Source organism: Staphylococcus sp. GDY8P45P (assembly GCF_017892745.1).
Lineage (GTDB): Bacteria > Bacillota > Bacilli > Staphylococcales > Staphylococcaceae > Staphylococcus > Staphylococcus cohnii.
Genome location: NZ_JAESLS010000004.1, coordinates 404981 through 427830 on the forward strand (window position 1 = coordinate 404981; position 22850 = coordinate 427830).

Here is a 22850-nt window from a genome sequence, read left to right on the forward strand (position 1 = left end):
ACTCCTTTTTTATAGTATAAATCCGAGTCCAAAGCCTTCTAATTTCCCTTTGTAAAATCCACCAGTTAGACGCTGAGTTTTATTGTTTTTTAAATGGCATTTCATGAATGATCCTTTGTAATAAGAACGTGGTGGTCTAGGGGTTATATCAAGGTGAATTTCAGTAATATTTTGTGATTTAAACCATTGCTCCCACCGATGTAATGACTGGATAGTACGATGATCATGCGGAAATAAATGGGTTAATAAATCAAGTTGTTCCGTAGTTTTAGTTGTGAGTAACTGTACCACAGGATGTGCAAGTCCTAACTGTGCAGTTAACTCTGAAATATTACGTTCTTGTATAAGGTTTAATATAGTTTGATTTTGTTCGTTAGCAGCTAATAATAAATCTATTAATTGATAATGCCCTAAAATGACAAAGTCGATATCATCATTCAACGTATACTTAATAAAGTTATAAAACGTTTTAAAATCGTTTTGCATATCTGTAATTGTTGGGTTGTAATGTTCGATACCTAACTGAGTGTAGACTTCGTTATTTCTGACGATGGGACCAGTATATGCTAAACGTTGCTGTTCAGGTTGATAGTTACTGTAGTAACGTAATAATTGATCTGTGAAATCATTACGCAAAGCAAAAATATGATGGTCATGTTGCCAAAAACTACGTTCCGTCATTTGTTGTAAATCATCAGGTGTAAGTGATTGCCAAGATAATGATTCTATAAAACTAAAATCAACAAGTTTAAAATCTGCTTGTTGAAAATGTTTTAAAAAAGCTAGTTCTTGTTCTTTATTATTAATAAGTGCTTTCGTATCCATAATATAATGACCATCCTTTATTAAATACTTTGTTTCTCTACCGAACTAAAGTAAATTGATAAAACATACTTTAACACAGTTGATTTTAGAATTCAATAAATATTCAGAAAATAATCTTTGCAAAGTGATTAAAATGGCTTTTATATCATATTTATGTGTATAAAAATAAAACCTAAAATTTTGCTTTAGGTTTTAGATTGAAAATAGTATTAGATGATACCACTTTAAGTCCATTGTATTGATAAAAAATAGCATTACATTCATGTTTAACGTCATCAATTTATATAGCAGATTATATATGATTTGATTTAGAGAAGACGTCGAACAACGCATAAAGTAGGGTGAAACTTTAAATATGAATGATTTAAATATTATCATTCGAGTGCCTGGTCAGATGTGATTCTAAATCGCTAAAGTTTATGATTGTTTGCCTTGAGCCACATACTTTAACATTTCTTCCTTAGGTACCATATTGCCACCAGTTGCCCATACGATATGATTTGCATCGGATAAATTAAAATGGTTTTTATCAGCATGTTCCAACACTGCTTTTAAACCTGCGAAACCAGATGCTGCAGAAGGTTCGACAAAGATACGTTCTTTTTGGCTTAGCTGATATAAATATTGGTACATTTGTTGATCTTCTACAGTAAAAGCACCATATAATAATGAATTCATTATATGACCAACGAGTTTTGAAGGTCTAGCAACAGCAAGACCATCTGCATCAGTACGGCCGTCTAATCCAATATCTGTTACAGCTATTTGGTCATGAAGTTGTGTCATCATACCTAATGTCATGCATGGCGCATGTGTAGGTTCAGCGAATAGACAATACACATGGTCACCAAATACTTGATTTAATCCAAAGGCAACACCACCTGGGCCTCCTCCAACACCACAAGGCAGATATACAAAAAGAGGATGTTGAGCATCTACTTGAATGCCTTCATTATTAAGTTGTGTTTTTAACCGTAATGCAGCAACAGTATAACCTAAGAATAGATCAGCAGAACCCTCGTCATCTACGAAATGACAAGTAGGATCATTTTCTGCAGCTTTTCGTCCTTCAGCAACTGCGTATTGATAATCGGATTGGTGTTCAACAACTTCAACACCACGTGAACGAAGTAAGTCTTTCTTCCACTGACGCGCGTCACTAGACATATGTACGATGACTTGAAAGCCTAATTGTGCGCTCATAATGCCAATACTTAAACCCAGGTTACCAGTTGAACCGACAGCAACGGTATATTTACGAAAGCACGCTTTATATTTTGGTTCAGATAAAACTTTATAATTATCCGTATATTTTAAACCACATTCTTTTATAGCGATAGATTCAGCTAGTTTTAGAACTTCATATATACCACCTCTTGCTTTGATAGAACCTGAAATAGCAAGATGACTATCACATTTAAGCCATAATTTACCACTTTGTTCAAGTTGTTCAGAGTCAACTAATGATTGTTGCATAAAAGGAATTGCTTTTAGTGGTGATTCAATGAGGCCATGGTCTTTTTCAGTTTCAGGAAAAACATTACGTATATAGCTGCTAAAACGTTCTAGTCTTGTTGCAGCGTCTTCTATATCATCTAATGAAAATGGTAAAGTTTCATCATTACGGAAATTTGGATTTTTCCAAAATATCGGTCTATACTGTTGCATGTCATTGAGTAGGGGAAAGCTACTTTTTAATGTTTCAACATTTATCATAAATGACCACCTCATAAATTAGATTGTATTTAGTCATCATTATAGCAAAATTTGATACTTAAGATGTTATATACCTTATATACAAAAATAATATAGGATTAGAATGGTATGGGTCTATTATATTTAAAAATGGTTACGTCGTTTGAAAACGGCAAAGATGACTAGGATTTAAGGATTACCTGAGCTGTAGCTCATGCATAAAGTCCCACTAACTCAATAAATTGAGAAGTGGGACTTTATCAACGTTTAAACGTATCTTTAAGTTTAGAAAACCATCTATTTTTATGTTGTATTGGTACTTGTTGTGGAATGGTAGAAGCCTCTTTTAATTTTTGGCCAAATGTTATCGCTTCTTTCATTAAATAAGCCTGTGAATTTAATGGTGATAAATTATTATGAATGTAATGGTAATAACCTTGTTGGTCCTGATAACGACCCTTTTGATTATCTGATAATTGTAAATTCATATAATCTAATAAACGTTTAGCAATGTTTTTATCATCGACAGGGAATAAGATCTCGACACGTTTAATCATATTACGTGTCATCGCATCAGCTGAAGAGAGATAGATTTTTTCATCACCATTATTATGGAAATAATAGATACGAGAATGTTCAAGGAAACGGCCAACGATACTTACTACTTCAATATTATCACTGACATCTGGTATACCTGGTATTAAGCAACAAATACCACGGATAATTAATTTTACTTTTACACCGGCACGAGAAGCTTCAAACAATTTAAGAATAATATCTTTATCTGTTAATGAATTCATCTTCATCATTATTTTTCCATTTCCGTTTTCACGATGTGATATGATTTCTTTATCTATTCGAGCTAAGAATACATCACGTATGTCGTATGGGGCTACAATGAGTTTATTATATTTAGGTTTCAGTGTATATCCACTTAGATAGTTAAAGAAGTTAATAGCGTCTTCTGCTATTTCTTGATTTGTTGTGATAATCCCCATATCTGTGTATAATTTTGCTGTTTTATCGTTATAGTTTCCAGTGCCTAAGTGTACAAACGACGTAAGCTGATGATTGTTTCGTTTGACCACAAGTGAAATTTTACTATGTGTCTTCAGATATGTCATACCATAAATAACATGACAGCCTGCATCTTCTAACATTCTTGCCCAGTGAACATTATTTTCCTCATCAAAACGGGCCTTTAATTCAACAAGAACAGTCACTTGCTTGCCATTTTCTGCAGCAGTTTTCAAACTATTAATTATAGGTGAATCTTTACTTACGCGATATAATGTTTGTTTAATAGCAATTGTGTTCGGATCATTTGCGGCGTCACGAATGAAATCTACAATTGGTTCAAATGATTCATAGGGATGATGGAAGAAAATATCACGTTTTAATGATAGCTTGAAAATGTCTTCATTACCCAAGGATTGAGGTGGCTGTGGTAGATACTTATTATATGTTAAATGTTTTAAACTGTTAGATAAATGGTCTACAAGATCGAATAGCAGTGTTAAATCTAATGGACCATCTACAAAATAAACATCATTATCGTGAACTTCCAACTGATTGATAATCCAAACGACATCTTCATAGGTTGCGTGTCTTCCGTCTATCTCTAAACGTACTGCTGTTCCTCGTTTACGTTCTTTTAAAAAGCGTTCTATTTCAATTAACAAATCTTCGGCACCATCTTCATGGATGGTTAAATCGGCATTACGAGTGATTCTAAAGGTGAAGGTATTTAACACTTCATAGCCAGTGAACAATTCATTAATGTAATATGTGATAATATCTTCCAACATTACAATATATTGAGTTTGACCTTGATTTAATGTATAAAATCTTGGAATTAATGATGGTATTTGTACAATAGCTGAATTAATTGAATCATCTGTATCAATATCTACAAATATATTCAAACTCTTATTGTTTAATTTTGGGAAAGGATGATAAGCATCGATACCTAATGGTGTTAATGTAGGTAGGATGCCCGTTTTAAATTCACGCTCTAACTGTGGTAATAAAGACTCTGGTAAAGATTCAGGTTTTGTCACTTCCACACGATGTTGTTTTAACAGCTCTACTAATTCGTTATAACGTGCATATTGTAAATCTACATACTTTTTATTTTTTATTTTAATTTGCTCAAGTTGTTCTTTCGGTGTGAGTTGCGCTTTGTTTTCAGGTTTATCATAGCCCATTTTAACTTGATCTTGCAGGCCAGCTACGCGCACCATAAAGAATTCATCCAAGTTAGAACTAAATATAGAAATAAATTTTAACTGTTCCAATAAAGGATTATTTTTATCTTCGGCTTCTTGTAATACACGATAGTTAAAATCTAACCAACTGAGCTCTCTATTATTATAATATTGTGGTAAATTTAAATCTCTCTCTCCCAATTTCTTTTGCATAATTCTAATTCCACCTTATTGTAGTCTTGTTAACATATTTTGCTACGTACAATTTATCATATGAATTTTAAGATTTTGTAAAGATGATAGAAAGATTCTCTTTTAAAATTTTCTCGATATGCTTTTTCTGTCTATGAGATTGATATTCTTCAGCAATCGGTTCACCAATGTAACGGACATATAAAGTATATGCGCCATCTTCTTCTTGTAGTTCAACACTTTCTACTGGGCTGGTATGTGATATATTTAGCGCATTTACAAATTTGATGATACCGCCTAAAAATTGAACATGGTCCAATTCTTTGCCACGTAACCATTCGGTTTCTTGGCTATAAAATTTTAAAAGTGATTTATTTTTAAAACTTGCTAACATTGCGAGTTTGACGCGATCTTCATGTGGAAAACCATCAATCATTGAATTAGCTATAATGTAATACGTATGTGGTGAACTAGAATCAGCGTCAATAAATCTTCCTAAATAATATAAATATGCGCCTTCCGCAAAAAGTTCTTGTTCTTTTTTAGTAACTTGAATCTTATCTAAATCAATCAGTTGTGACAACAACGATTGAGCCAATTTAACACGTTGTTTTGCACTAGATTCTTCGATGCTATATTCATTTGCCAAATGATATAATGCATCTTTTCTTATATTTTCTTTTTTAAATTCTTGGGGATGACGTTCAGATATCAGCTTCATTATATAGCCTTCACGTAACCCTTTACGTGAGAAAGTGAAGTGGGTTGCATTGATTTGTTCAAATAAAGATTTGAATACAGATACTGCTGGAAGTATGATGTCTATACGATCTCTACTTAATCCATCAATATCTTTTAAGTCATCGCGTGAACTTTTTTTAATGATTTTATAAACCTCATCCATATCTTCCTCAGACATCGAATAGTTATGAACACCGCCAATAGGATAGGAATGTTCTGACTGGTGAATGCGTGCAACGTTACGCGCTGATCCACCAATGCCGACTAAAGCGATTTCTTGGCCTTGCAACCATGGCAGTTGTTCGAATTGTTTAGATAAAAATTTTTCCATTGCCTTAATTGCAGATTTATCATTATGATCTTTATCTTCAAAGAACTTTCGCTTTAAAGTTACAACACCGAATGGAAAACTATGAGCCTCGATGATGGTCTTATCTTTGAATAAAGTAACTTCTGTAGAACCACCACCGATATCGATAGAAACACCATTTTCTACATCGGTAGTGTGGGTGATTGCATAAAAACCATAAAAAGCTTCTTCCTGTTCAGGAATAATTTTGATATTGATATTAAGTTCACTTTTAATATGGCTGATAATTTCTTTTTGATTCGTAGATTGTCTAATAGCAGCTGTCGCAACAGGATGTAGTTCGTTGACTTCAAATTTGTTAGCGACACTTTTAAAGCTGTGTAACGTTGTCGTCAACACCTCGATACCATCCTGGTTCATCGTTAAATCATCTGTTAAATATTGACTTAAGCGTGCTGGTGTTTTGATATTTAAAATTTCATTTAATCCTGTTTTAGCATCGAACTCAAAAATAACTAATCTAATTGTATTTGATCCGATGTCTATTAATCCGATTCGTTCCATAATCTCCTCCTGTACATATGAGGTAAATAGTTATTATAAAGTTTATTTACCCACTTTCATCTTTAATATTACAATAAATAGCATGATTTGTGATATTTCAATTAAATATTGTTCAATCAATGACTGTGTTGTTTATATAGGTTAAAACTTAATCGTGTTTATGTCATATTATTTGACGTTTAAAGGTCCTCCTGGGCCTAATGGCCAGCCTAGCAGGTACCATATAATCATGAATATTGGCCATACGATACTCAGAATAATCGTATAAGGCATTAAACTAGATAATAACGAGCCTAACTTCATATTTTTATCATATTTTTGAGCATAAGATAAAAGTAGTGGCAAATAGGGCATCATTGGTGTAATAGGGTTACTAATTGAATCACCGATTCTATACAACATTTGTGTGAATGCAGGATGAAAGCCAACAATCACCAACATTGGAATAAATATAGGAGCAAGTATTCCCCACTTTGCAGATGCACTACCGACTAATAAATTAATAAGCGCGCCTAAAAAAATCACACCTAAAATAAGGACGATTCCGTTTTGACCTTGAAGTACCTCAGCACCTTTTACTGCTACGATCATACCTAAATTACTCCATTCTAAAAATGCCAGTAATTGTGCTGCAAAAAAGACGATAACGATAAAAGACCCCATGGAAGCCATTGAATCAGAGAGCATTTTACCTAAATCTTTCGAACTGTTAAATTCTTTCATTATTATGCCATATACCAAACCAGGCACTAAAAAAATAAGCAGAATAATCAGCCCAACGCCATTGATAATAGGGGAGTCATTCAATAAACTACCAGTTTTAGCATTTCTTAAGAAACTATTTTGTGGTATTGCCATAACGATAAGTAAAATAAGCGTTGTGATAAAACTTATATTTGCCCAAAACACAGCCTTACTCTCTTTAGGCGTTAGACCGTGATTGTCATCATCAATTTTAATATTAGACTGCGTATCATCATATGATCCTAAACGTGGGATGACAAAACGCATTGTCACCCAATAAACTGCTGGTAATAAAACAGCAACACTAGCTGCAATAAAGTACCAATTCATAGCTACATTAACTGTGATTTTATCAGAAACGATTTTTGTTGCTGGTTCTGTAAAAGCATAAAGCAATGCATCTGACATTCCAATCATGACGTTCGCAGAAAATCCACCAAGTGCTGATGCGTAAGCCATCGCTAACCCAGCAATAGGGTGATAACCTAATTTAATGAAGACCATAGCAGTTAATGGTGGCAAAACAATTGGTGCTGCATCACCAGCAGCATTACCAATAATACCTATGAGTATAATTACTGGTACAATGATTTGTTTCGGTGCTTTATGAACAATTTGTACCATTAATTTATCAAAATAACCTGTTCTTTCAGCTATGCCAACCCCAAGCATCACTGACAATACTAAACCAAGCGCAGGAAACTCAGAGAAGTTTTTGATCGCATCATTTAATATCATAGAAATACCATCTTTGCTTAAAATATTTTTGATAGCAATGGTATTTCCTGTACCAGGATGTTTTACAGTGACGTGAAAAAGTGAAACAATCCACGTAATGATTGCAAGTCCAAGACACATTAGAAAAAACAATATACTTGGATCAGGTAATTTATTTCCAATTTTTTCTACAATGTTCAAGAATTTATTTATCATTGTCGGTTTTTCTCTAATATTCGACGCCATTTTTATTACCTCCCCAATAAGTTATCGAAATTATAACAAACTCATTTTGAAATGAGTATGATAAATTTTGAATTTCTATAGAAAAGCATCTATGAAAGCTTTATATAAAGGTTTTAAAAGTGGTTGAAAAAGGAAATGCATTACAGAGTAATTAAATTAAAAAGAAGAGAAATAAAAGGAGATATGTTATAGATGAAAAGATTAGAAAATAAGATTGCTGTAATAACAGGCGCAAGTACTGGCATTGGATCTGCTTCTGCCCATATATTGGCTGAAGAAGGGGCACATGTTTTAGCTATTGATATTTCCGATTCTGTACATGATACTGTTAAAGCAATCAATCAGACAGGTAATAAAGCATCAGGATATATTGTTGATGTATCAGATGCACATGCAGTCGAAAGGCTTGCACAATCTATTCAAGAAGATTATGAACACATTGATATTTTGTTTAATAATGCTGGTATTGATAATGGTGCTGGACGTATTCATGAATTTCCAATTGATGTGTTTGATAGAATTATGAATGTTGATTTAAGAGGGACATTTCTAATGACTAAATTCTTTTTACCATTAATGATGTCAAACGGTGGCTCCGTCATTAATATGGCGTCATTTTCTGGAAATGCTGCAGATTTAAATCGTTCGGCATATAACGCTGCAAAAGCAGGTATCATCAATTTCACTCGATCAACAGCGATAGAATATGGACGTGAGCATATAAGAGCGAATGCAGTCGCACCAGGTACGATAGAAACACCACTAGTAGATAAATTGACAGGTACCAAAGAAGATGAACAGGGGCAAATATTTAGAGAAAATCAGAAGTGGGTTACACCTTTAGGACGCTTGGGAACACCTGATGAAGTAGGTAAACTCATTGCTTTCTTGGCTTCTGATGACAGTTCGTTTATAACAGGTGAAACCATTACAATCGATGGTGGTGTGACGGCATATACTTGGCCGGGAGAAATGTTAAGTGATGCGCGTTGGAAAAACTCTACGGAATAATTCATATTAAGAATGATATAATTTGAAATTAATTGTTATTAAATATCATAAAAAAGCCGTAAACAAAGTGATGTTACTCATGTTTACGGCTTTAATTTTTATATATTTGAGTTGTTTACCAAATGATGTTATCTACTGCATCGTCGTTTAAAGATTTAACGATTTCAGTTACTAAGGCTACGGAATTTTTATAATCATCTGTATGCAATACAGAAACATTTGAATGCATATAACGTAGAGCTACCCCAATAGAAACTGTAGGAATACCTTCATTGGCAACATGAATACTTCCAGCATCTGTACCACCGCCAGGCGTAGAATCTAATTGGATATCTATATTATGTTTTTTAGCTACTTTTTTAATATGATTAATAAAACCAACATGACCAACATTTGAAGCATCCATAATAATGACTACAGGTCCTTGCCCAATAGCTGTCTCACTCGTTTGACCAGACATACCTGGTGTGTCATAGGCAACAGCAACATCGACAGCAAGTGCTAAGTCAGGTTTGATCTTATTAGCTGCAACTTTAGCACCACGAAGACCCACTTCTTCTTGTACGTTGGCGCCTGAAACTAAATTAATATCAATGGATTCTTTTTTTAGGTTGTTTAAAACATCAACAGCAAGTGCACAGCCGTAACGATTATCAAAAGCTTTAGCAGTTAAGTACTTGCTATTTGCCAGTGTTTCAAACTCACTGTATGGTGTGATCATATTGCCGATTTCGATGCCGAATTGTTCAGCCTCTTTCTTACTTTTAACTCCAATATCAATAAACATATCTTTAATTTCTACATTTTTTTTACGTTCCTCCGGTGACAAGGCATGCGGTGGTTTGGAGCCGATAATACCTCTGATTTTCTTACCTTCATCAGTTGTGACAGTTACTTTTTGAGATAACATCACTTGATTCCACCAACCACCAATCGGTGTGAATTTTAAAAATCCATCTTTATCAATTTGAGTAACCACAAAACCGATTTCATCTAAATGTCCTGCTACCATTAATGTCTTATTACCAGTAGATGTAGCTTTTTTACCGAAAATACCACCCAGATTGTCTTCAACAATTTCATCACTTACCGGTGACAAATAATCACGCATAAGTGTTTTTACTGCTTTTTCATGTCCTGCAATTCCGTCAACATTTGTTAATGATTCTAATAATTTGATTGAATTGTTCATGTTATACCCCCTAATAAAAATATTTACATTCATTTTATCATGAACTACTTTATAAACTAATTGATTGAGCTTTGTTTTATTAATTTAATAGATTATATACAGCTGAAATTTGCATTGAATGATTTAGTAAGACTAAACGTGTGCATTCACTAACTGTCCATGATTCAATATAATTATAAACAAAGTGGAGGGATAGACAATGACAGAAATTAATTATTTAACAATAGGCTCAGAATCAGCACCTATAAAAGTAGAATCATTTATCAATTTCGCTTGTCCGTATTGCAAAAACTACTTTTTCGCTGCAGACACTGTATTAAAGCCATTGATTGATCAAGGGAAAGTTCAACATACAATCAAACATTTTGATAAAACTAAACAAGGATTATTAAAAGGAACTGTAGCAAATATATATTTAAACTACCAACAACCTGAAAAAACTTTAGACATTATTCGTGAATTGTATAATACGCAAGCGCAATGGAAAGTTAACTTTGCGACAATTGAAACAAAAATGGAAGAAGAATATAATCTTGTACCACGTAAAGAAGCTGACGATCGTTCGTTAGCAATCAATGAAGAAGCATTTGAAAGAGGGATTAAAGGCATTCCGACCGTTTTTATTAATGGTAATTCATTTGAATTTAAGCCACTTGAAGATAAACAAGAAACAATAGAAACTAAGCTAACAGAGCAATTGAATAGTTCTATTTAAAAATGGAACTATTGAGAGATAAATATTTGCAAAATGAAGGCGTCGGGGACATCATTGATTCGTTCCAGATGCCTTCATTTTGTCATTATAGGTAATCATTTTATACTTTTTTCAATTCTAGTCCTTATTGTCACGGTGGGGCGACGAAAAAATTTAAAATAAAATTAGATTTCTGTTCAATGTATCTTTCTAGATGTTGTTAAAATTTATTTTTTAACCAAAGATGTTTGTGTGCTTGTCTGCTTTAATATTTGCAGTTAATTATAGTTTAGTAGTTTTAATTTATAATCATGTATGGATTGAATATTACCATCTTTCTTTTTGATAATAATATGTTCTTTCGATATCTGAGTCGGGGAGGTTACACCTACAGCGGCAGCAATATTAAATAAACCTTCATGCAAGCTAGTTACAAAATTAGTGACGCGATATTTTTTTTCATCTATAATCAATCCTTTTTCACGCTTTGGATCTGTCGTTGCGACACCTACAGGACATGTGTTCATGTGACATTGTCTACTCATAATACATCCGACACTAATCATCATACCGCGTGCAACATTGACTAAATCAGCACCTAGACCTAATGCAATAGCAATTTTATCAGGTGTTACAAGTTTACCTGATGCAAACACTTTAATTCGATTGCGTATACCATACTTCTCGAGTACACCAGTTAAAATTGGTAAAGCAGTGAATAAAGGCAAACCTAGGCCATCTTGCAATTCTTGAAATGTTGCGCCAGTGCCACCTTCGCCTCCATCAATAGTAATGAAATTCGGAAATTGATTTGTTTCAATCATTGTTTGTGCGAGCGCTTCAACTTCTGATACTTTACTGATTACAATTTTAAATCCAACAGGCTTTTGACCAACTTTTTGTAATTGTGTAACCCAGTTTAATAAATCGGTTGGATCATCAATAGAGTCAAAGCGGTTAGGTGAGTTAATCGTCTTCCAAGGTTCAACATTACGAATGTCAGCTATTTCCTGTGTTACTTTATTACCTTGCATATGACCGCCTCGTGTTTTTGCACCTTGTGCTAATTTGATTTCAAAAGCTTTAACAGCATCTTTATTTGCTAACTCTTGGAAAGCATTGATATCAAATTGCCCTGACGCATCTCGTACACCAAATAAACCGGGCCCTATCTGGAAGATGATATCTGCATTACCTGATAAATGATGTTTTGATAATCCACCTTCACCTGTATTCATCCATGTTCCAGCTTGTCCTAATCCTTTTGATAGCGCCGTAATCGCATGACTCCCTAAAGCGCCATAACTCATTCCTGATTGACCAACCAGTCTTTTAAGTTTGAAAGGATGTTCCAATTCAGAACCCAAAATAATAGCATCTTCATCTGTTAAATAGAATGGATCTATCTCTGTTTTTGTACGGTGTTCATCACGATTAAATAGTCTTTCATTTTCAATTGTATAAATGAATGATGAAATCAACGGTGCCTGTTCAATATGTAATTCTTTAGATTGCAACGGAAACATAGTGTTTTGAATGTAAAAACCATCTTCATAATCTTTTTGTGTACCGAAACTAGTCATTCTCGAATTATATTTCCCAGCTAATACAATATTCGTGAAGTCATTACGAGAAAAAGGTTTACCCTTGGTATCTGCTAAAAATAAATATTGACGTAACTCAGGCCCTATTTTTTCTCCAAAATATCGAATGCGTGCGAGTAATGGATAATTGCGTAAAACACTATGTTGCTTTTGTCGTTTATCTTTAAAAAGTAATACTGCCCCTAAAACAAGTACGCTTATTAAACAAACAACAATGATTACGTTGACGATGAACTGTAAAATAGTCAAAATAGTCATGTAACATTCCCCCTTGATATAGTTATATAATACAACAAATTATACAATTTACAATGCGTTCTATAGTTATGGGGACAGAATGATTTATTCTTTTTTCAAAAAGAAAAGGTAAATCAACTTATAAAAATGATAAAGCATTGTGTTATATTATGGTTAAATAGCTACAAGGAAGGTGACATATGACTGATAAGCCATTAACAACACAACTAACTAAAAAGAATATTTGGCAGCATCAGAAGATTGTTAAAAGGGACTTTTGGTTAATCCCTATTTATATCATTGCCAATTATCTTATACCGCTTATATTAGCGCTGCTTTTAATCGCATCATATGGCATTTTTAACATAGGTAGCAAATATCATTTGAGCGATATGAATATACTGATTTTTGGTGGTGTTATTGCTGAAATATGTATCATATTAAGTTTTTATGGAATGCATATTAAAGAAAATGTTACAGCAATTGCGATCGATAGGTTTAAGGCAGTACGCAAATATATTTTGATTATTTTTATGGTATACATATTTACCCTCGTATTTAATAATTTATATGATTGGCTTATGACTTTGTTACCTAAGTCATTACAGTATAATGAAACGCAAAATCAATTGATTTTAGAAGCGCTGTTTCGAGACAATTGGATGCTCCCGTTTTTATTTTTAGATATTGTTATTTTGACGCCGATTATTGAAGAGTTATTATTTAGACATCTAATCATTCATGAATTAGGTAAGAAAATCACATATGCTGCTGCAAGTGTATTATCTGTCATATTATTTGCAGGTATTCATGTATTAGGGGCTACATCACCATTTGAAATAGGAAGCTATATTTTTATTGCGATTGGATTGGTGTTTGTGTATTTGAAAAGTGGGCGAAACCTAGCTGTATCAATTTCATTGCATGCTTTTAACAATTTTATCTCTTTTATTGCGATTGTATTTTTAAAATAATGTTAGTGTATGATATTTAACGTATGTTTTTGAATAAAACGGTTTAACGAAATAATGACAAGATATTAAATCGTCGTAATAGGGTATAACCCATATATTATTTAGGAGGTTCAAAATGTTAGAGCTCAGAAATGTTTCATATCGGATAGATAACCGACAAATTATTAACAGTATTAATTTGAAAATCAAAGCTGGAGAAACTATTGCGATTGTTGGGCCTTCAGGAAGCGGCAAAAGTACATTGTTACGTTTGATAAATAATTTGATAAGTCCTACAGAAGGAGAACTATATTTTAATAATCAAGCATATGAAAATATTAATCCAGAAAAGTTACGAATGGAAATTAGTTATTTATTACAAGAAAGTGATTTGTTTGATAGTACCATTGGTGATAATTTAGCTTTCCCTGCACAAATAAGAAATGACAAGTTCAATCGTAAAAGAGCCAAATCACTTTTGAAGTCGGTTGGGTTAGGTCATTATAGCTTTGATACGAGCGTAAATCATCTTTCTGGTGGAGAACGTCAACGTGTAACGATAGCGAGACAGTTAATGTATAAACCCAAAGTATTATTGTTAGATGAAGCAACAAGTGCATTAGACGTACATAATAGTGAGAAAATTGAATCTTTAATCTTTAAACTTGCAGATGAAGGTATAACAATTTTATGGATTACACATAGTAATGATCAAAGTATGAGACATTTTCAAAAACGCATTAGAATTGTGGATGGACAGATTGAGAAGGAGGAGGAATTATGATGAGTACCACTGCATTAGTGCTTACTGCGACACTCCTTCTTTTTCCAATCATTGTGTCATACAAAGAAAAGTTGCATATCATTAAAGATTTACTCATTGCAACGTTAAGAGCAGTTGTTCAATTAGTTATTTTAGGTTATTTACTGCATTTTATATTTGATGTAAACCAAACATGGTTGTTGCTTTTATTTGTATTAATCATCATCATCAATGCATCATGGAATACGATAAGTAGAGCTTCACCCGTTATGCATCATGTGTTTTGGATTTCTTTTATCGCAATCTTTATTGGCGTAGCCTTACCATTAGTGGGTATTGTAGTCACGGGCGCAATTGAATTCAAACCTAATGAAGTGATTCCAATTGCAGGGATGCTTGGAAGCAATGGTTTGATTGCAATCAATCTTGCGTATCAGAATTTAGATCGTGAGTTTGTTAAAGAAATGAGTCAAATCGAAGCCAAATTAGCATTAGGTGCAAATCCAAAACGCGCTTCCAAAGGAACAATACGTGAAAGTATCAAAACGGCAATTGTGCCAACGATAGATTCAGTAAAAACGTATGGTATTGTTTCGATACCAGGTATGATGACAGGGTTGATTATCGGTGGTGTAGATCCATTGGAAGCTGTAAAATTTCAGCTATTAGTAGTATTCATTCATACGACAGCCACTATTATGTCAGCGTTGATTGCAACATATTTAAGTTATCGTCAGTTCTTTAATGAACGAGATCAATTAATTGCGCGACATATCCCTAAAGACAATCGCTAAACGTATTTTATACATGTTTGTTATCATGAACATTATTTTAATTTCTATAGTCAAATCTATTTTATGCGAAATTTTAAGCTGAGATTGGCAGGGAACGTGAAGAGGTATCAAAATGGTTTTTGATGCCTCTTCTGTTTCCTGTTTTTTGAAATGAATTTAAGAACATGTATTGCTAAGTATTCATATATATTGACGAATGGTTTATAATGTAGCAGTTATAGAATTTTGAAATCACATAAAAGAGAGGAGGATATTTATGTCAGTCATGCGCATATTTACCTTTATACTAAGTATATTTATTGTTGGAATGGTTGAAATGATGGTTGCTGGTATTATGAATTTGATGAGTAGTGATTTGCATGTTTCTGAAGCAATTATCGGACAATTAGTTACATTATACGCAATTACTTTTGCAATAGCAGGACCTATTTTAGTTAAGTTAACGAATCGTTTTTCACCACGTATGGTTTTATTATGGGCGCTGTTTGCATTTGTTGTAGGCAATATTATTATTGCAATTGCGCCTAATTTTTCTATTTTAGTTATTGGACGTATCTTATCATCTGCAGCTGCAGCTTTAATCGTGGTTAAAATATTAGCTTTAACTGCATTATTAACTGCACCACAACACCGAGGAAAAATGATCGGCATTGTCTATTCTGGCTTTAGCGGTGCAAATGTTTTTGGTGTGCCGATTGGGACAGTGATAGGTGATTTAGTTGGTTGGAGATATACGTTTTTATTTATTGTAATTATTAGTTTGTTCGTAGGCATCTTAATGTATATCTATATTCCAAAACTAAGTGATCATCTGTCATCAAATACTGAGACAGACACAGGATCAAGTCGTTCAAATACTTATTCCAAAGTGTTAAGACCTGTTGAAGTTACAAAATATTTGGGCATCACGTTTTTATTATTAGTAGCCAACTCGGTTACTTTCATTTATATTAATCCTTTAATCCTTTCCGGTGGACATCAATTATCATTTGTTTCAATTGCATTATTAATCAATGGTATTGCAGGAGTAATCGGAACATCAATGGGTGGCTTTTTATCAGATAGACTTACAAGCAAACGTTGGTTGGTCATTGCGACAGCTGTGTTTATTGTTATGATGCTACTGCTTAATATGTTTTTACCAGGAACTGGTTTGTTACTCATGATTATCTTTATCTGGAATATTATGCAATGGAGTACTAATCCAGCTGTGCAAAGTGGCATTATAGAGCATGTTGAAGGTGATACGAGTCAAGTGATGAGTTGGAATATGTCTAGTTTAAACGCAGGTATTGGTATCGGTGGTATTGTAGGTGGATTAGTAGTATCGAACTTAAATGTTTACGCAACTACTTATTTTTCAGCTGCAATTGCATTAGTAGCATTTATTTTAGTGATTAGCCTTAAAAATGTCGCTAAGTACAATAAAGCATAGTGATTTGGAGCATTGGTCAATCATTATGTATGACTCCAAAATAAAGCTATATATAAATGAAAAATGGGAGTGGAACAATGAAATGTAATTTCAGTTCCACTCCCATTAATCATTTTTGCGCAAATGTTTTTACTAAATAAACACAGTTCATAAATTAAAATGTTACTACACCGATGAACATAGCGATAATTAACATGACGATGGCAAATCCCCATATCCAAAAGAAAGCATATTTAATATATGTTCCCATATTTGCTTCGGCAAGCCCAATCGCTAACCATAACGCAGGTGAAAATGGGCTGACAAACGTACCGATAATATTTCCAATTAACATTGCATATGCTGTTGATACAGACGATACACCAAACTGGCCGGCTGTTTGTTCTACAATAGGTAAGATAGCGAAATAATAAGCATCCGTACTTGTTAATAGATCTAGTGGAACACCGAAGATACCGACAATAATGTGTAAGTATGGTCCAACGGCGTTTGGTATAATATGGATAAAGCTTACTGCTATTGCTTCAAGCATACCAGTTTCATTCAATACGCCTAAGAACATACCAGCAGCGATAATTACGGCTGCCATCATAAGTGCGTTTGGCGCATGTGCCTTAAGTCTGCTCATTTGCTCGTCTACATTTGGGAAATTAATAATTAAAGCAATCGCAACACCAATCATAAATGCAAATTCGGGCGGTGCGATATTAGCTAGCATTGCTACAATGATAGCAAGCGTGAGTATGACGTTGATCCAATTAATCCAAGGCTTAGTAACAGCAACGCCACGAATCGGAAATTTAATATCTTGATCCTGTTCATATATTTCAACCAATTTATGTATATCTACGTCTTGTGTATTAGATACTTCTCCTGAATTGATTTTACGTTGTATGATTGCTTTTTCTCGAAAACCCAAAAATACAGCGAATAGTAAAACTAAAACAAAACCGATGATTTGAACTGGTATGACACCATACCATAATTCGTTTACATTTTTAATATTAATCACTGAAGCTGTACGAGCCATAGGGCCACCCCATGGCACCATGTTCATAATCGATGCACTCAGTCCGAGCAATAAAAGTAATAGATAACGATTCATATTTAGCGCCTTATACAAAGGCAATAATGCAGGTATTGATAATAAAAATGTTGTTGCGCCAGCACCATCAAGTTGCGCGAATATTCCGATAATTGCAGTTGCAATACAGACAACTACAACATTACCTCTAGTAAGCAAAATCAAACGTTTTACTAACGGCTTAAATAACCCAGCGTCACTCATGATACCGAAGAATATAATTGCAAATATAAACATGATGACGACGTTGATAACTTGATCTAAACCACTATTAAAAAATTTTACTAAATCACCAATATTGTAACCTAATATTAATGCACCCAAACTTGGTATTAAAATCATACCCACAACTGGACTAATACGTTTAGCAATTAGTAATCCAACAATGGAAATAATAATAATTAACCCCATAATTGTTAGCCAAACATTCTCTTGTTGCATAAAATATCCCCTCCAAGTATTAAAGCGCTTACAAAAAACTGAACAAAAAATTGTTCACACTTCAAAAAATGATTAATTATAAGTGTAACAGAGAAAATAGGCGTGTATAAGTTATATATATAAATAATTATATAATTTTACTTATATTAAATTATAAGTAAAACAAATGTGCTTTTTGAATTGTATTATTATGCTAGTGAAGCGTTTTTTCAGGTGCGTGTAAAAAATGCCAATAAATAATTGTTCTAATTTTAAAAGGGGCTGAAGCAATATTTTAAATTCTGAAGAGCATCAAATCGTTTTATATTTTAGGAAATTAGGATATAACATAATATAAAAGAATGTATAGATTAAATGTATATGTTTATAGTAAAATTAAAATAAAAGGCGGTATGTTATGAGTGAATCAATTAAAAACGATAAAGTAGATGCGTTTATTGAGCGCTTAGATCAATGGCAAGATGCATTTAAAGTACTAAGAAATATAATCAGTCAAACAGAATTAACAGAGGATTATAAATGGATGCATCCATGTTATACTTTGGACAATAAAAATATAGTTATCATTCAAGATTTTAAATATTATTGTGCATTATTATTTGAAAAAGGCGCTATTATGGAAGATCCATATCATACTTTAATTCAACAAACAAAAAATGTTCAAGCTGCTAGACAATTAAGATTTGAAAGTTTAGAAGAAATAGAACAACGTAAAGAGGAAATCGCTTGGTATGTTGAAGAAGCCATTAGAGTAGAAAAATCAGGTAAAAAAGTACCGATGAAAACTACGGAAGATTTCGATATGCCAGAAGAATTGAAAAATAAATTAGAAGCGTCGTCAGAGTTAAAAGAAGCATTTAATAATTTAACACCAGGAAGACAACGTCAGTATATGTTTTATATTGGTGATGCTAAACGTGCTTCAACAAGGGAAAATAGAGTCGAAAAATATATCAATCATATCTTAGAAGGTAAAGGCATGAATGATAAGTAGCCAATTTTAGCTTTAGTGTAACTTAGGATATCAATGACAACAAAAGTGCCTGTGATTATCAAAATCTTTTAAGCGTATTTTCAAAAAACTTGAAACATATTTTTGTTTAACCAAACCTTCGTATTTCTGTAAAAATGGACAAAACGTAGTTTGTAAAAATTATAATAATGTTGCAACTTTATCATTTATCGTTTATAGTTTGCTCGAATATAGATATAGCAGATGAACAAAGTAATATTTTGTAAGAGAAGGTGTAGATATGGCAAGAGTGTCTAAGCGTATTCAACTATTAGAAGCAGCAGCGGCTATCGTAAATGAACAAGGTAGTGAGTATTTAACACTTGATGCAGTTGCTAAAAAAGCTGGTGTTAGTAAAGGCGGTTTACTGTATCATTTTAAAAATAAATTCGCATTGATACAAGGACTTGTGGATCATGCAGATGAGTTGTATCGAAATAATGTGAATGAACATGTTAAAAATGAGTCACAAGAAGTTGGCAAATTATTGCGCGCATTTATTGAAGCTACTAGAGAACACCGTTCAGAAAATGCATCAATTACTTCTGGCATGCTAGCTGCACAGGGTATAAATAGTAATTTATTGTTGCCGCTACAAGATACCTATAAAGATTGGCAAGATAAAATTGAAAATGATGGTATTGATAAAGTCGATGCAACAATTATACGATTAGCAGTGGATGGCTTGTGGTTATCGGAAATATTTGGATTAGATGCATTAGATGAAACAATGAGAGCAAAAGTTTTAGAACGATTAACATCTTACACAGAAAACAAGCAAATTGAATTAAGAGATGCATGAAAAAATTAAAATTATAAAAAAATAATTAAATTTCTAATTCGTTGAAAACGTTGATAATATAGGGATAAGTGATGGTACATCATCACTTATCCCTTTTTTTAGGTGTTTCAAGGGTTGAAACTAAACCGTCCGGTTGGTACACTATCAATTGTGATCAAAACTCTGTTGGAGGTTTATATATGAAAAAAGTTATGCTAACAGCAGCTTTAACAGGTGCTGGAGATACTGTAGAAAAAAATAAAAGTGTTCCTGTAACACCTCAAGAAATTGCAGATTCAGCAATTAAATGTGCAAAGGCAGGCGCTACTGTTGCACACATTCATGCGCGAGACCCAGAAACAGGCGGCATCAGCCATGATGTTGAATTCTTTAAAGAAGCAGTAAGATTAATAAGAGAAGCTGATGAAGATATTATAATTAACATTACTTCAGGTGGTGGCGGAGATTTTATTCCTAACCTTGAAGATCCATATACAGCAGGTGAAGGTTCAGATATGCAAACACCTGAAGAAAGACATGAAGCAATTGGCGCATTATTACCAGAAATGTGTACACTTGATTGTGGTAGTGTGAATATGGGTGACGCTGTTTACTTAAGTCCAGCTGATTGGTTAAGAAAACAAGCGCAATTAGTAAAAGATGCAGGTGTAAAGCCTGAATTAGAATGTTTTGATAGTGGACACATTTCATTTGCAAAACAATTAATTAACGAAGGTCTTATTGAAGGAGAACCAATGTTCCAATTCTGTCTCGGTATCCCATGGGGTGCTGAAAACGATGCAGAGACAATTGAATACTTTAAAACACGTATTCCTGAAAATGCACATTGGTCAGCATTTGGAATTGGAAGAATGCAATTACCAACTGTAGAAGAAGCGGCGAAACGTGGCGGAAATGTCCGTGTAGGTTTAGAAGATAACTTGTATTTATCAAAAGGCGTAAAAGCCTCTAATGAACAACTTGTTGAACGTGCAGTAGAAATATTAAAAGAATTAGATATCGAACCGATGACGCCAGCTGAAGCGCGTGAGCAATATCAACTTAGAGATCCAAAAGGAGGCAAATAATGAAATTTGCAGTTGTAGGTACAGGCGTTATAGGTAGTGGCTGGATTACGCGTATTTTAGCGCATGGGCACGAAGTAATCGCAACAGATCCAAGTGAAGGCGCTTATGAAAGAATGTTAAAACAAGTGAAACAAAATTGGCCATATGCTGAGCAATTAGGTTTAGCAGAGGGCGCGTCTTTAGATAATTTGTCGTTTACGGTAAGTTTAGAAGAAGCTGTTAAAGATGCAGATCATATTCAAGAAAACGTTCCAGAAATTGAAGATCTGAAAGCACAGGTATTAACAGAAATCGATACCTATGCCCGTCAGGATGCCATTATTGGTTCTAGTACTTCTGGTATTATGCCTTCAGAATTACAACAAAATTTAAAACATCCTGAACGTTTAGTTGTTGCACATCCGTTCCATCCTGTATACATTTTACCATTAGTTGAGATTGTGCCTGGTAAACAAACAGCTGAAGCTGTCACAGTAAAAGCAGAAAAAGTATACGAAAGTATTGGTATGGATGTACTACATGTCAGACATGAAATTGAAGGACACATAGCGGATAGATTGATGGAAGCGTTATGGAGAGAATCTCTACACATCGTTAATGAAGGAATAGCGACTACTGAAGAAGTAGATAAAGCATTTACACATGCAGCAGGACTACGCTATGCACAATACGGACCATTTATGACATTCCATCTTGCTGGAGGAGAAGGCGGCATGCGCCATATGTTAAAACAATTTGGTCCAGCATTGAAAAAACCATGGACAAAATTAATTGCGCCTGAATTAACACAGGATTTATATGATAGTGTAGTGAATGGGTGTGAAACAGCTTCCCAAGGACAAACAATGTCAGAACTAGACCAAAAACGTAATGAATTCCTAGTTAAAGTGAAAAAGTTAGCAGAAGCATATTGGCCTGAAGATACTGCATCGATGAAAAAAAGTTCTAAATAAATGGAGGATCATATGTCTCAATTTCAATATCAAACCACGGTTAAAGATATTTGGGTAGATCATAATCAGCACATGAATGATGCTGAGTATAATCGAGTATTTAGTGATGCTACAGATGCGTGGCTGGCATCATTAGGTTTAGATATTAATACAATTAAAAAATTGAATTATACAGTGTTCACTTTAGAAAATCATGTGGTGTATTTAAAAGAAATAAACGTAGATGAACTTATTACTGTCAACGTAAGCTTATATGATTATGATACCAAGCGTTTACATGTTTTTATGACTTTGGTAGATGCTCAAAATAACCGTTGCGCAACATATGAAGTAATGCTTATGGGAATGGACATTACAATAGGAAGACCAGCAGCTTTCCCTGAACAAATAAAAAATGCTATAGATGATTATGCTAAAGTTGGAACGATTCATGAAGCGCCAAAAGAATTAGGTCGATTAATTGGCATAAAACGAAAATAATATTTTTAAAACATTGTTTTGAGCTATTGAATTGATAATTAATTTCAATAGTTTAATTAACAAAACTTGCGATTATAAATTGTTTAT

Annotated in this window: 19 protein-coding genes; 11 read left to right on the forward strand and 8 right to left on the reverse strand. The window is 33.5% G+C overall.

The annotated features are described in order from the left end of the window. Positions 1 to 9 precede the first annotated feature (9 nt). From KA873_RS02115 to KA873_RS02135, 5 genes are all read right to left on the reverse strand, one after another. Positions 10 to 825, reverse strand: coding sequence for an ATP phosphoribosyltransferase regulatory subunit (locus KA873_RS02115; protein WP_107384108.1), 816 nt, complete (start codon positions 823 to 825; stop codon positions 10 to 12). A 417-nt stretch (positions 826 to 1242) separates the two neighbouring features. After that, entirely contained in the window at positions 1243 to 2541 is a 1299-nt protein-coding gene (locus KA873_RS02120) for a D-serine ammonia-lyase (protein ID WP_107384107.1), read from the reverse strand. A 239-nt stretch (positions 2542 to 2780) separates the two neighbouring features. Beyond that, the gene (locus KA873_RS02125) at positions 2781 to 4940 is read right to left on the reverse strand and encodes an RNA degradosome polyphosphate kinase (protein WP_107504605.1); all 2160 of its coding nucleotides are present in this window, start codon (positions 4938 to 4940) and stop codon (positions 2781 to 2783) included. Positions 4941 to 5007: 67 nt separating this feature from the next. Next, entirely contained in the window at positions 5008 to 6537 is a 1530-nt protein-coding gene (ppx, locus tag KA873_RS02130; protein ID WP_182474459.1) for an exopolyphosphatase, read from the reverse strand. A gap of 165 nt (positions 6538 to 6702) precedes the next feature. Continuing rightward, on the reverse strand, positions 6703 to 8241 hold the full coding sequence (locus KA873_RS02135; RefSeq protein ID WP_107504607.1) for an AbgT family transporter: 1539 nt from the start codon (positions 8239 to 8241) through the stop codon (positions 6703 to 6705). 192 nt (positions 8242 to 8433) lie between these two features. Between KA873_RS02135 and KA873_RS02140 the strand changes: the two genes are divergently transcribed. Then, positions 8434 to 9252, forward strand: a complete 819-nt coding sequence (locus KA873_RS02140) for an SDR family oxidoreductase (protein WP_107384103.1) — start codon at positions 8434 to 8436, stop codon at positions 9250 to 9252. Positions 9253 to 9367: 115 nt separating this feature from the next. On the opposite strand, the gene KA873_RS02145 is transcribed toward KA873_RS02140, so the two are convergent. Further along, complete coding sequence (locus tag KA873_RS02145; RefSeq protein WP_119517534.1) at positions 9368 to 10444, reverse strand: M42 family metallopeptidase; 1077 nt, start codon at positions 10442 to 10444, stop codon at positions 9368 to 9370. Between the two features lie 199 nt (positions 10445 to 10643). Here KA873_RS02145 and KA873_RS02150 point away from each other — a divergent pair, with 199 nt between their 5' ends. Beyond that, positions 10644 to 11159 (forward strand): thioredoxin domain-containing protein, encoded by a 516-nt coding sequence (locus KA873_RS02150; RefSeq protein ID WP_107384101.1) that lies wholly within the window; start codon positions 10644 to 10646, stop codon positions 11157 to 11159. Positions 11160 to 11416: 257 nt separating this feature from the next. On the opposite strand, the gene KA873_RS02155 is transcribed toward KA873_RS02150, so the two are convergent. After that, positions 11417 to 13000 carry an FMN-binding glutamate synthase family protein gene (locus KA873_RS02155; protein WP_107504608.1) on the reverse strand — a complete coding sequence of 528 codons (1584 nt, stop codon included), beginning with the start codon at positions 12998 to 13000 and terminating at the stop codon, positions 11417 to 11419. Between the two features lie 179 nt (positions 13001 to 13179). Here KA873_RS02155 and KA873_RS02160 point away from each other — a divergent pair, with 179 nt between their 5' ends. The 4 genes from KA873_RS02160 (at position 13180) to KA873_RS02175 (ending at position 16924) form a co-directional block, all read left to right on the forward strand. Then, positions 13180 to 13953 (forward strand): CPBP family intramembrane glutamic endopeptidase, encoded by a 774-nt coding sequence (locus KA873_RS02160; RefSeq protein ID WP_107384099.1) that lies wholly within the window; start codon positions 13180 to 13182, stop codon positions 13951 to 13953. A gap of 115 nt (positions 13954 to 14068) precedes the next feature. Beyond that, entirely contained in the window at positions 14069 to 14716 is a 648-nt protein-coding gene (locus KA873_RS02165) for an ABC transporter ATP-binding protein (protein WP_107384098.1), read from the forward strand. Next, positions 14716 to 15489, forward strand: a complete 774-nt coding sequence (locus KA873_RS02170) for an ABC transporter permease (protein WP_107384117.1) — start codon at positions 14716 to 14718, stop codon at positions 15487 to 15489. The genes KA873_RS02165 and KA873_RS02170 overlap by 1 nt, the downstream gene beginning before the upstream one ends. 256 nt (positions 15490 to 15745) lie before the next feature. Continuing rightward, a complete protein-coding gene (locus KA873_RS02175; protein ID WP_107384097.1) occupies positions 15746 to 16924 on the forward strand; it encodes an MFS transporter in 1179 nt (392 codons plus the stop codon). A 154-nt stretch (positions 16925 to 17078) separates the two neighbouring features. Here KA873_RS02175 and KA873_RS02180 read toward each other — a convergent pair whose 3' ends face one another. Next, entirely contained in the window at positions 17079 to 18449 is a 1371-nt protein-coding gene (locus KA873_RS02180; protein WP_107504609.1) for a CitMHS family transporter, read from the reverse strand. Positions 18450 to 18846: 397 nt separating this feature from the next. Between KA873_RS02180 and KA873_RS02185 the strand changes: the two genes are divergently transcribed. The 5 genes from KA873_RS02185 (at position 18847) to KA873_RS02205 (ending at position 22763) form a co-directional block, all read left to right on the forward strand. Continuing rightward, the gene (locus tag KA873_RS02185; RefSeq protein WP_107384095.1) at positions 18847 to 19443 is read left to right on the forward strand and encodes a YdeI/OmpD-associated family protein; all 597 of its coding nucleotides are present in this window, start codon (positions 18847 to 18849) and stop codon (positions 19441 to 19443) included. Positions 19444 to 19702: 259 nt separating this feature from the next. Then, positions 19703 to 20263 (forward strand): TetR/AcrR family transcriptional regulator, encoded by a 561-nt coding sequence (locus KA873_RS02190; RefSeq protein WP_107504610.1) that lies wholly within the window; start codon positions 19703 to 19705, stop codon positions 20261 to 20263. Between the two features lie 179 nt (positions 20264 to 20442). After that, positions 20443 to 21330, forward strand: coding sequence for a beta-keto acid cleavage family enzyme (locus tag KA873_RS02195; protein WP_107384093.1), 888 nt, complete (start codon positions 20443 to 20445; stop codon positions 21328 to 21330). Continuing rightward, positions 21330 to 22283 carry a 3-hydroxyacyl-CoA dehydrogenase NAD-binding domain-containing protein gene (locus tag KA873_RS02200; RefSeq protein ID WP_107504611.1) on the forward strand — a complete coding sequence of 318 codons (954 nt, stop codon included), beginning with the start codon at positions 21330 to 21332 and terminating at the stop codon, positions 22281 to 22283. Before KA873_RS02195 ends, KA873_RS02200 begins: the two co-directional genes overlap by 1 nt. 12 nt (positions 22284 to 22295) lie before the next feature. Beyond that, the gene (locus KA873_RS02205; protein ID WP_107504612.1) at positions 22296 to 22763 is read left to right on the forward strand and encodes a thioesterase family protein; all 468 of its coding nucleotides are present in this window, start codon (positions 22296 to 22298) and stop codon (positions 22761 to 22763) included. Positions 22764 to 22850 lie beyond the last annotated feature (87 nt).

Bases quoted from the DNA above. Each gene is read 5' to 3' on its own strand.
- KA873_RS02115 (WP_107384108.1), bottom strand. From the start codon at position 825: ATGGATACGAAAGCACTTATTAATAATAAAGAACAAGAACTAGCTTTT.
- KA873_RS02120 (WP_107384107.1), bottom strand. From the start codon at position 2,541: ATGATAAATGTTGAAACATTAAAAAGTAGCTTTCCCCTACTCAATGAC.
- KA873_RS02125 (WP_107504605.1), bottom strand. From the start codon at position 4,940: ATGCAAAAGAAATTGGGAGAGAGAGATTTAAATTTACCACAATATTAT.
- KA873_RS02135 (WP_107504607.1), bottom strand. From the start codon at position 8,241: ATGGCGTCGAATATTAGAGAAAAACCGACAATGATAAATAAATTCTTG.
- KA873_RS02140 (WP_107384103.1), top strand. From the start codon at position 8,434: ATGAAAAGATTAGAAAATAAGATTGCTGTAATAACAGGCGCAAGTACT.
- KA873_RS02145 (WP_119517534.1), bottom strand. From the start codon at position 10,444: ATGAACAATTCAATCAAATTATTAGAATCATTAACAAATGTTGACGGA.
- KA873_RS02150 (WP_107384101.1), top strand. From the start codon at position 10,644: ATGACAGAAATTAATTATTTAACAATAGGCTCAGAATCAGCACCTATA.
- KA873_RS02155 (WP_107504608.1), bottom strand. From the start codon at position 13,000: ATGACTATTTTGACTATTTTACAGTTCATCGTCAACGTAATCATTGTT.
- KA873_RS02160 (WP_107384099.1), top strand. From the start codon at position 13,180: ATGACTGATAAGCCATTAACAACACAACTAACTAAAAAGAATATTTGG.
- KA873_RS02165 (WP_107384098.1), top strand. From the start codon at position 14,069: ATGTTAGAGCTCAGAAATGTTTCATATCGGATAGATAACCGACAAATT.
- KA873_RS02170 (WP_107384117.1), top strand. From the start codon at position 14,716: ATGAGTACCACTGCATTAGTGCTTACTGCGACACTCCTTCTTTTTCCA.
- KA873_RS02175 (WP_107384097.1), top strand. From the start codon at position 15,746: ATGTCAGTCATGCGCATATTTACCTTTATACTAAGTATATTTATTGTT.
- KA873_RS02180 (WP_107504609.1), bottom strand. From the start codon at position 18,449: ATGCAACAAGAGAATGTTTGGCTAACAATTATGGGGTTAATTATTATT.
- KA873_RS02185 (WP_107384095.1), top strand. From the start codon at position 18,847: ATGAGTGAATCAATTAAAAACGATAAAGTAGATGCGTTTATTGAGCGC.
- KA873_RS02190 (WP_107504610.1), top strand. From the start codon at position 19,703: ATGGCAAGAGTGTCTAAGCGTATTCAACTATTAGAAGCAGCAGCGGCT.
- KA873_RS02195 (WP_107384093.1), top strand. From the start codon at position 20,443: ATGAAAAAAGTTATGCTAACAGCAGCTTTAACAGGTGCTGGAGATACT.
- KA873_RS02200 (WP_107504611.1), top strand. From the start codon at position 21,330: ATGAAATTTGCAGTTGTAGGTACAGGCGTTATAGGTAGTGGCTGGATT.
- KA873_RS02205 (WP_107504612.1), top strand. From the start codon at position 22,296: ATGTCTCAATTTCAATATCAAACCACGGTTAAAGATATTTGGGTAGAT.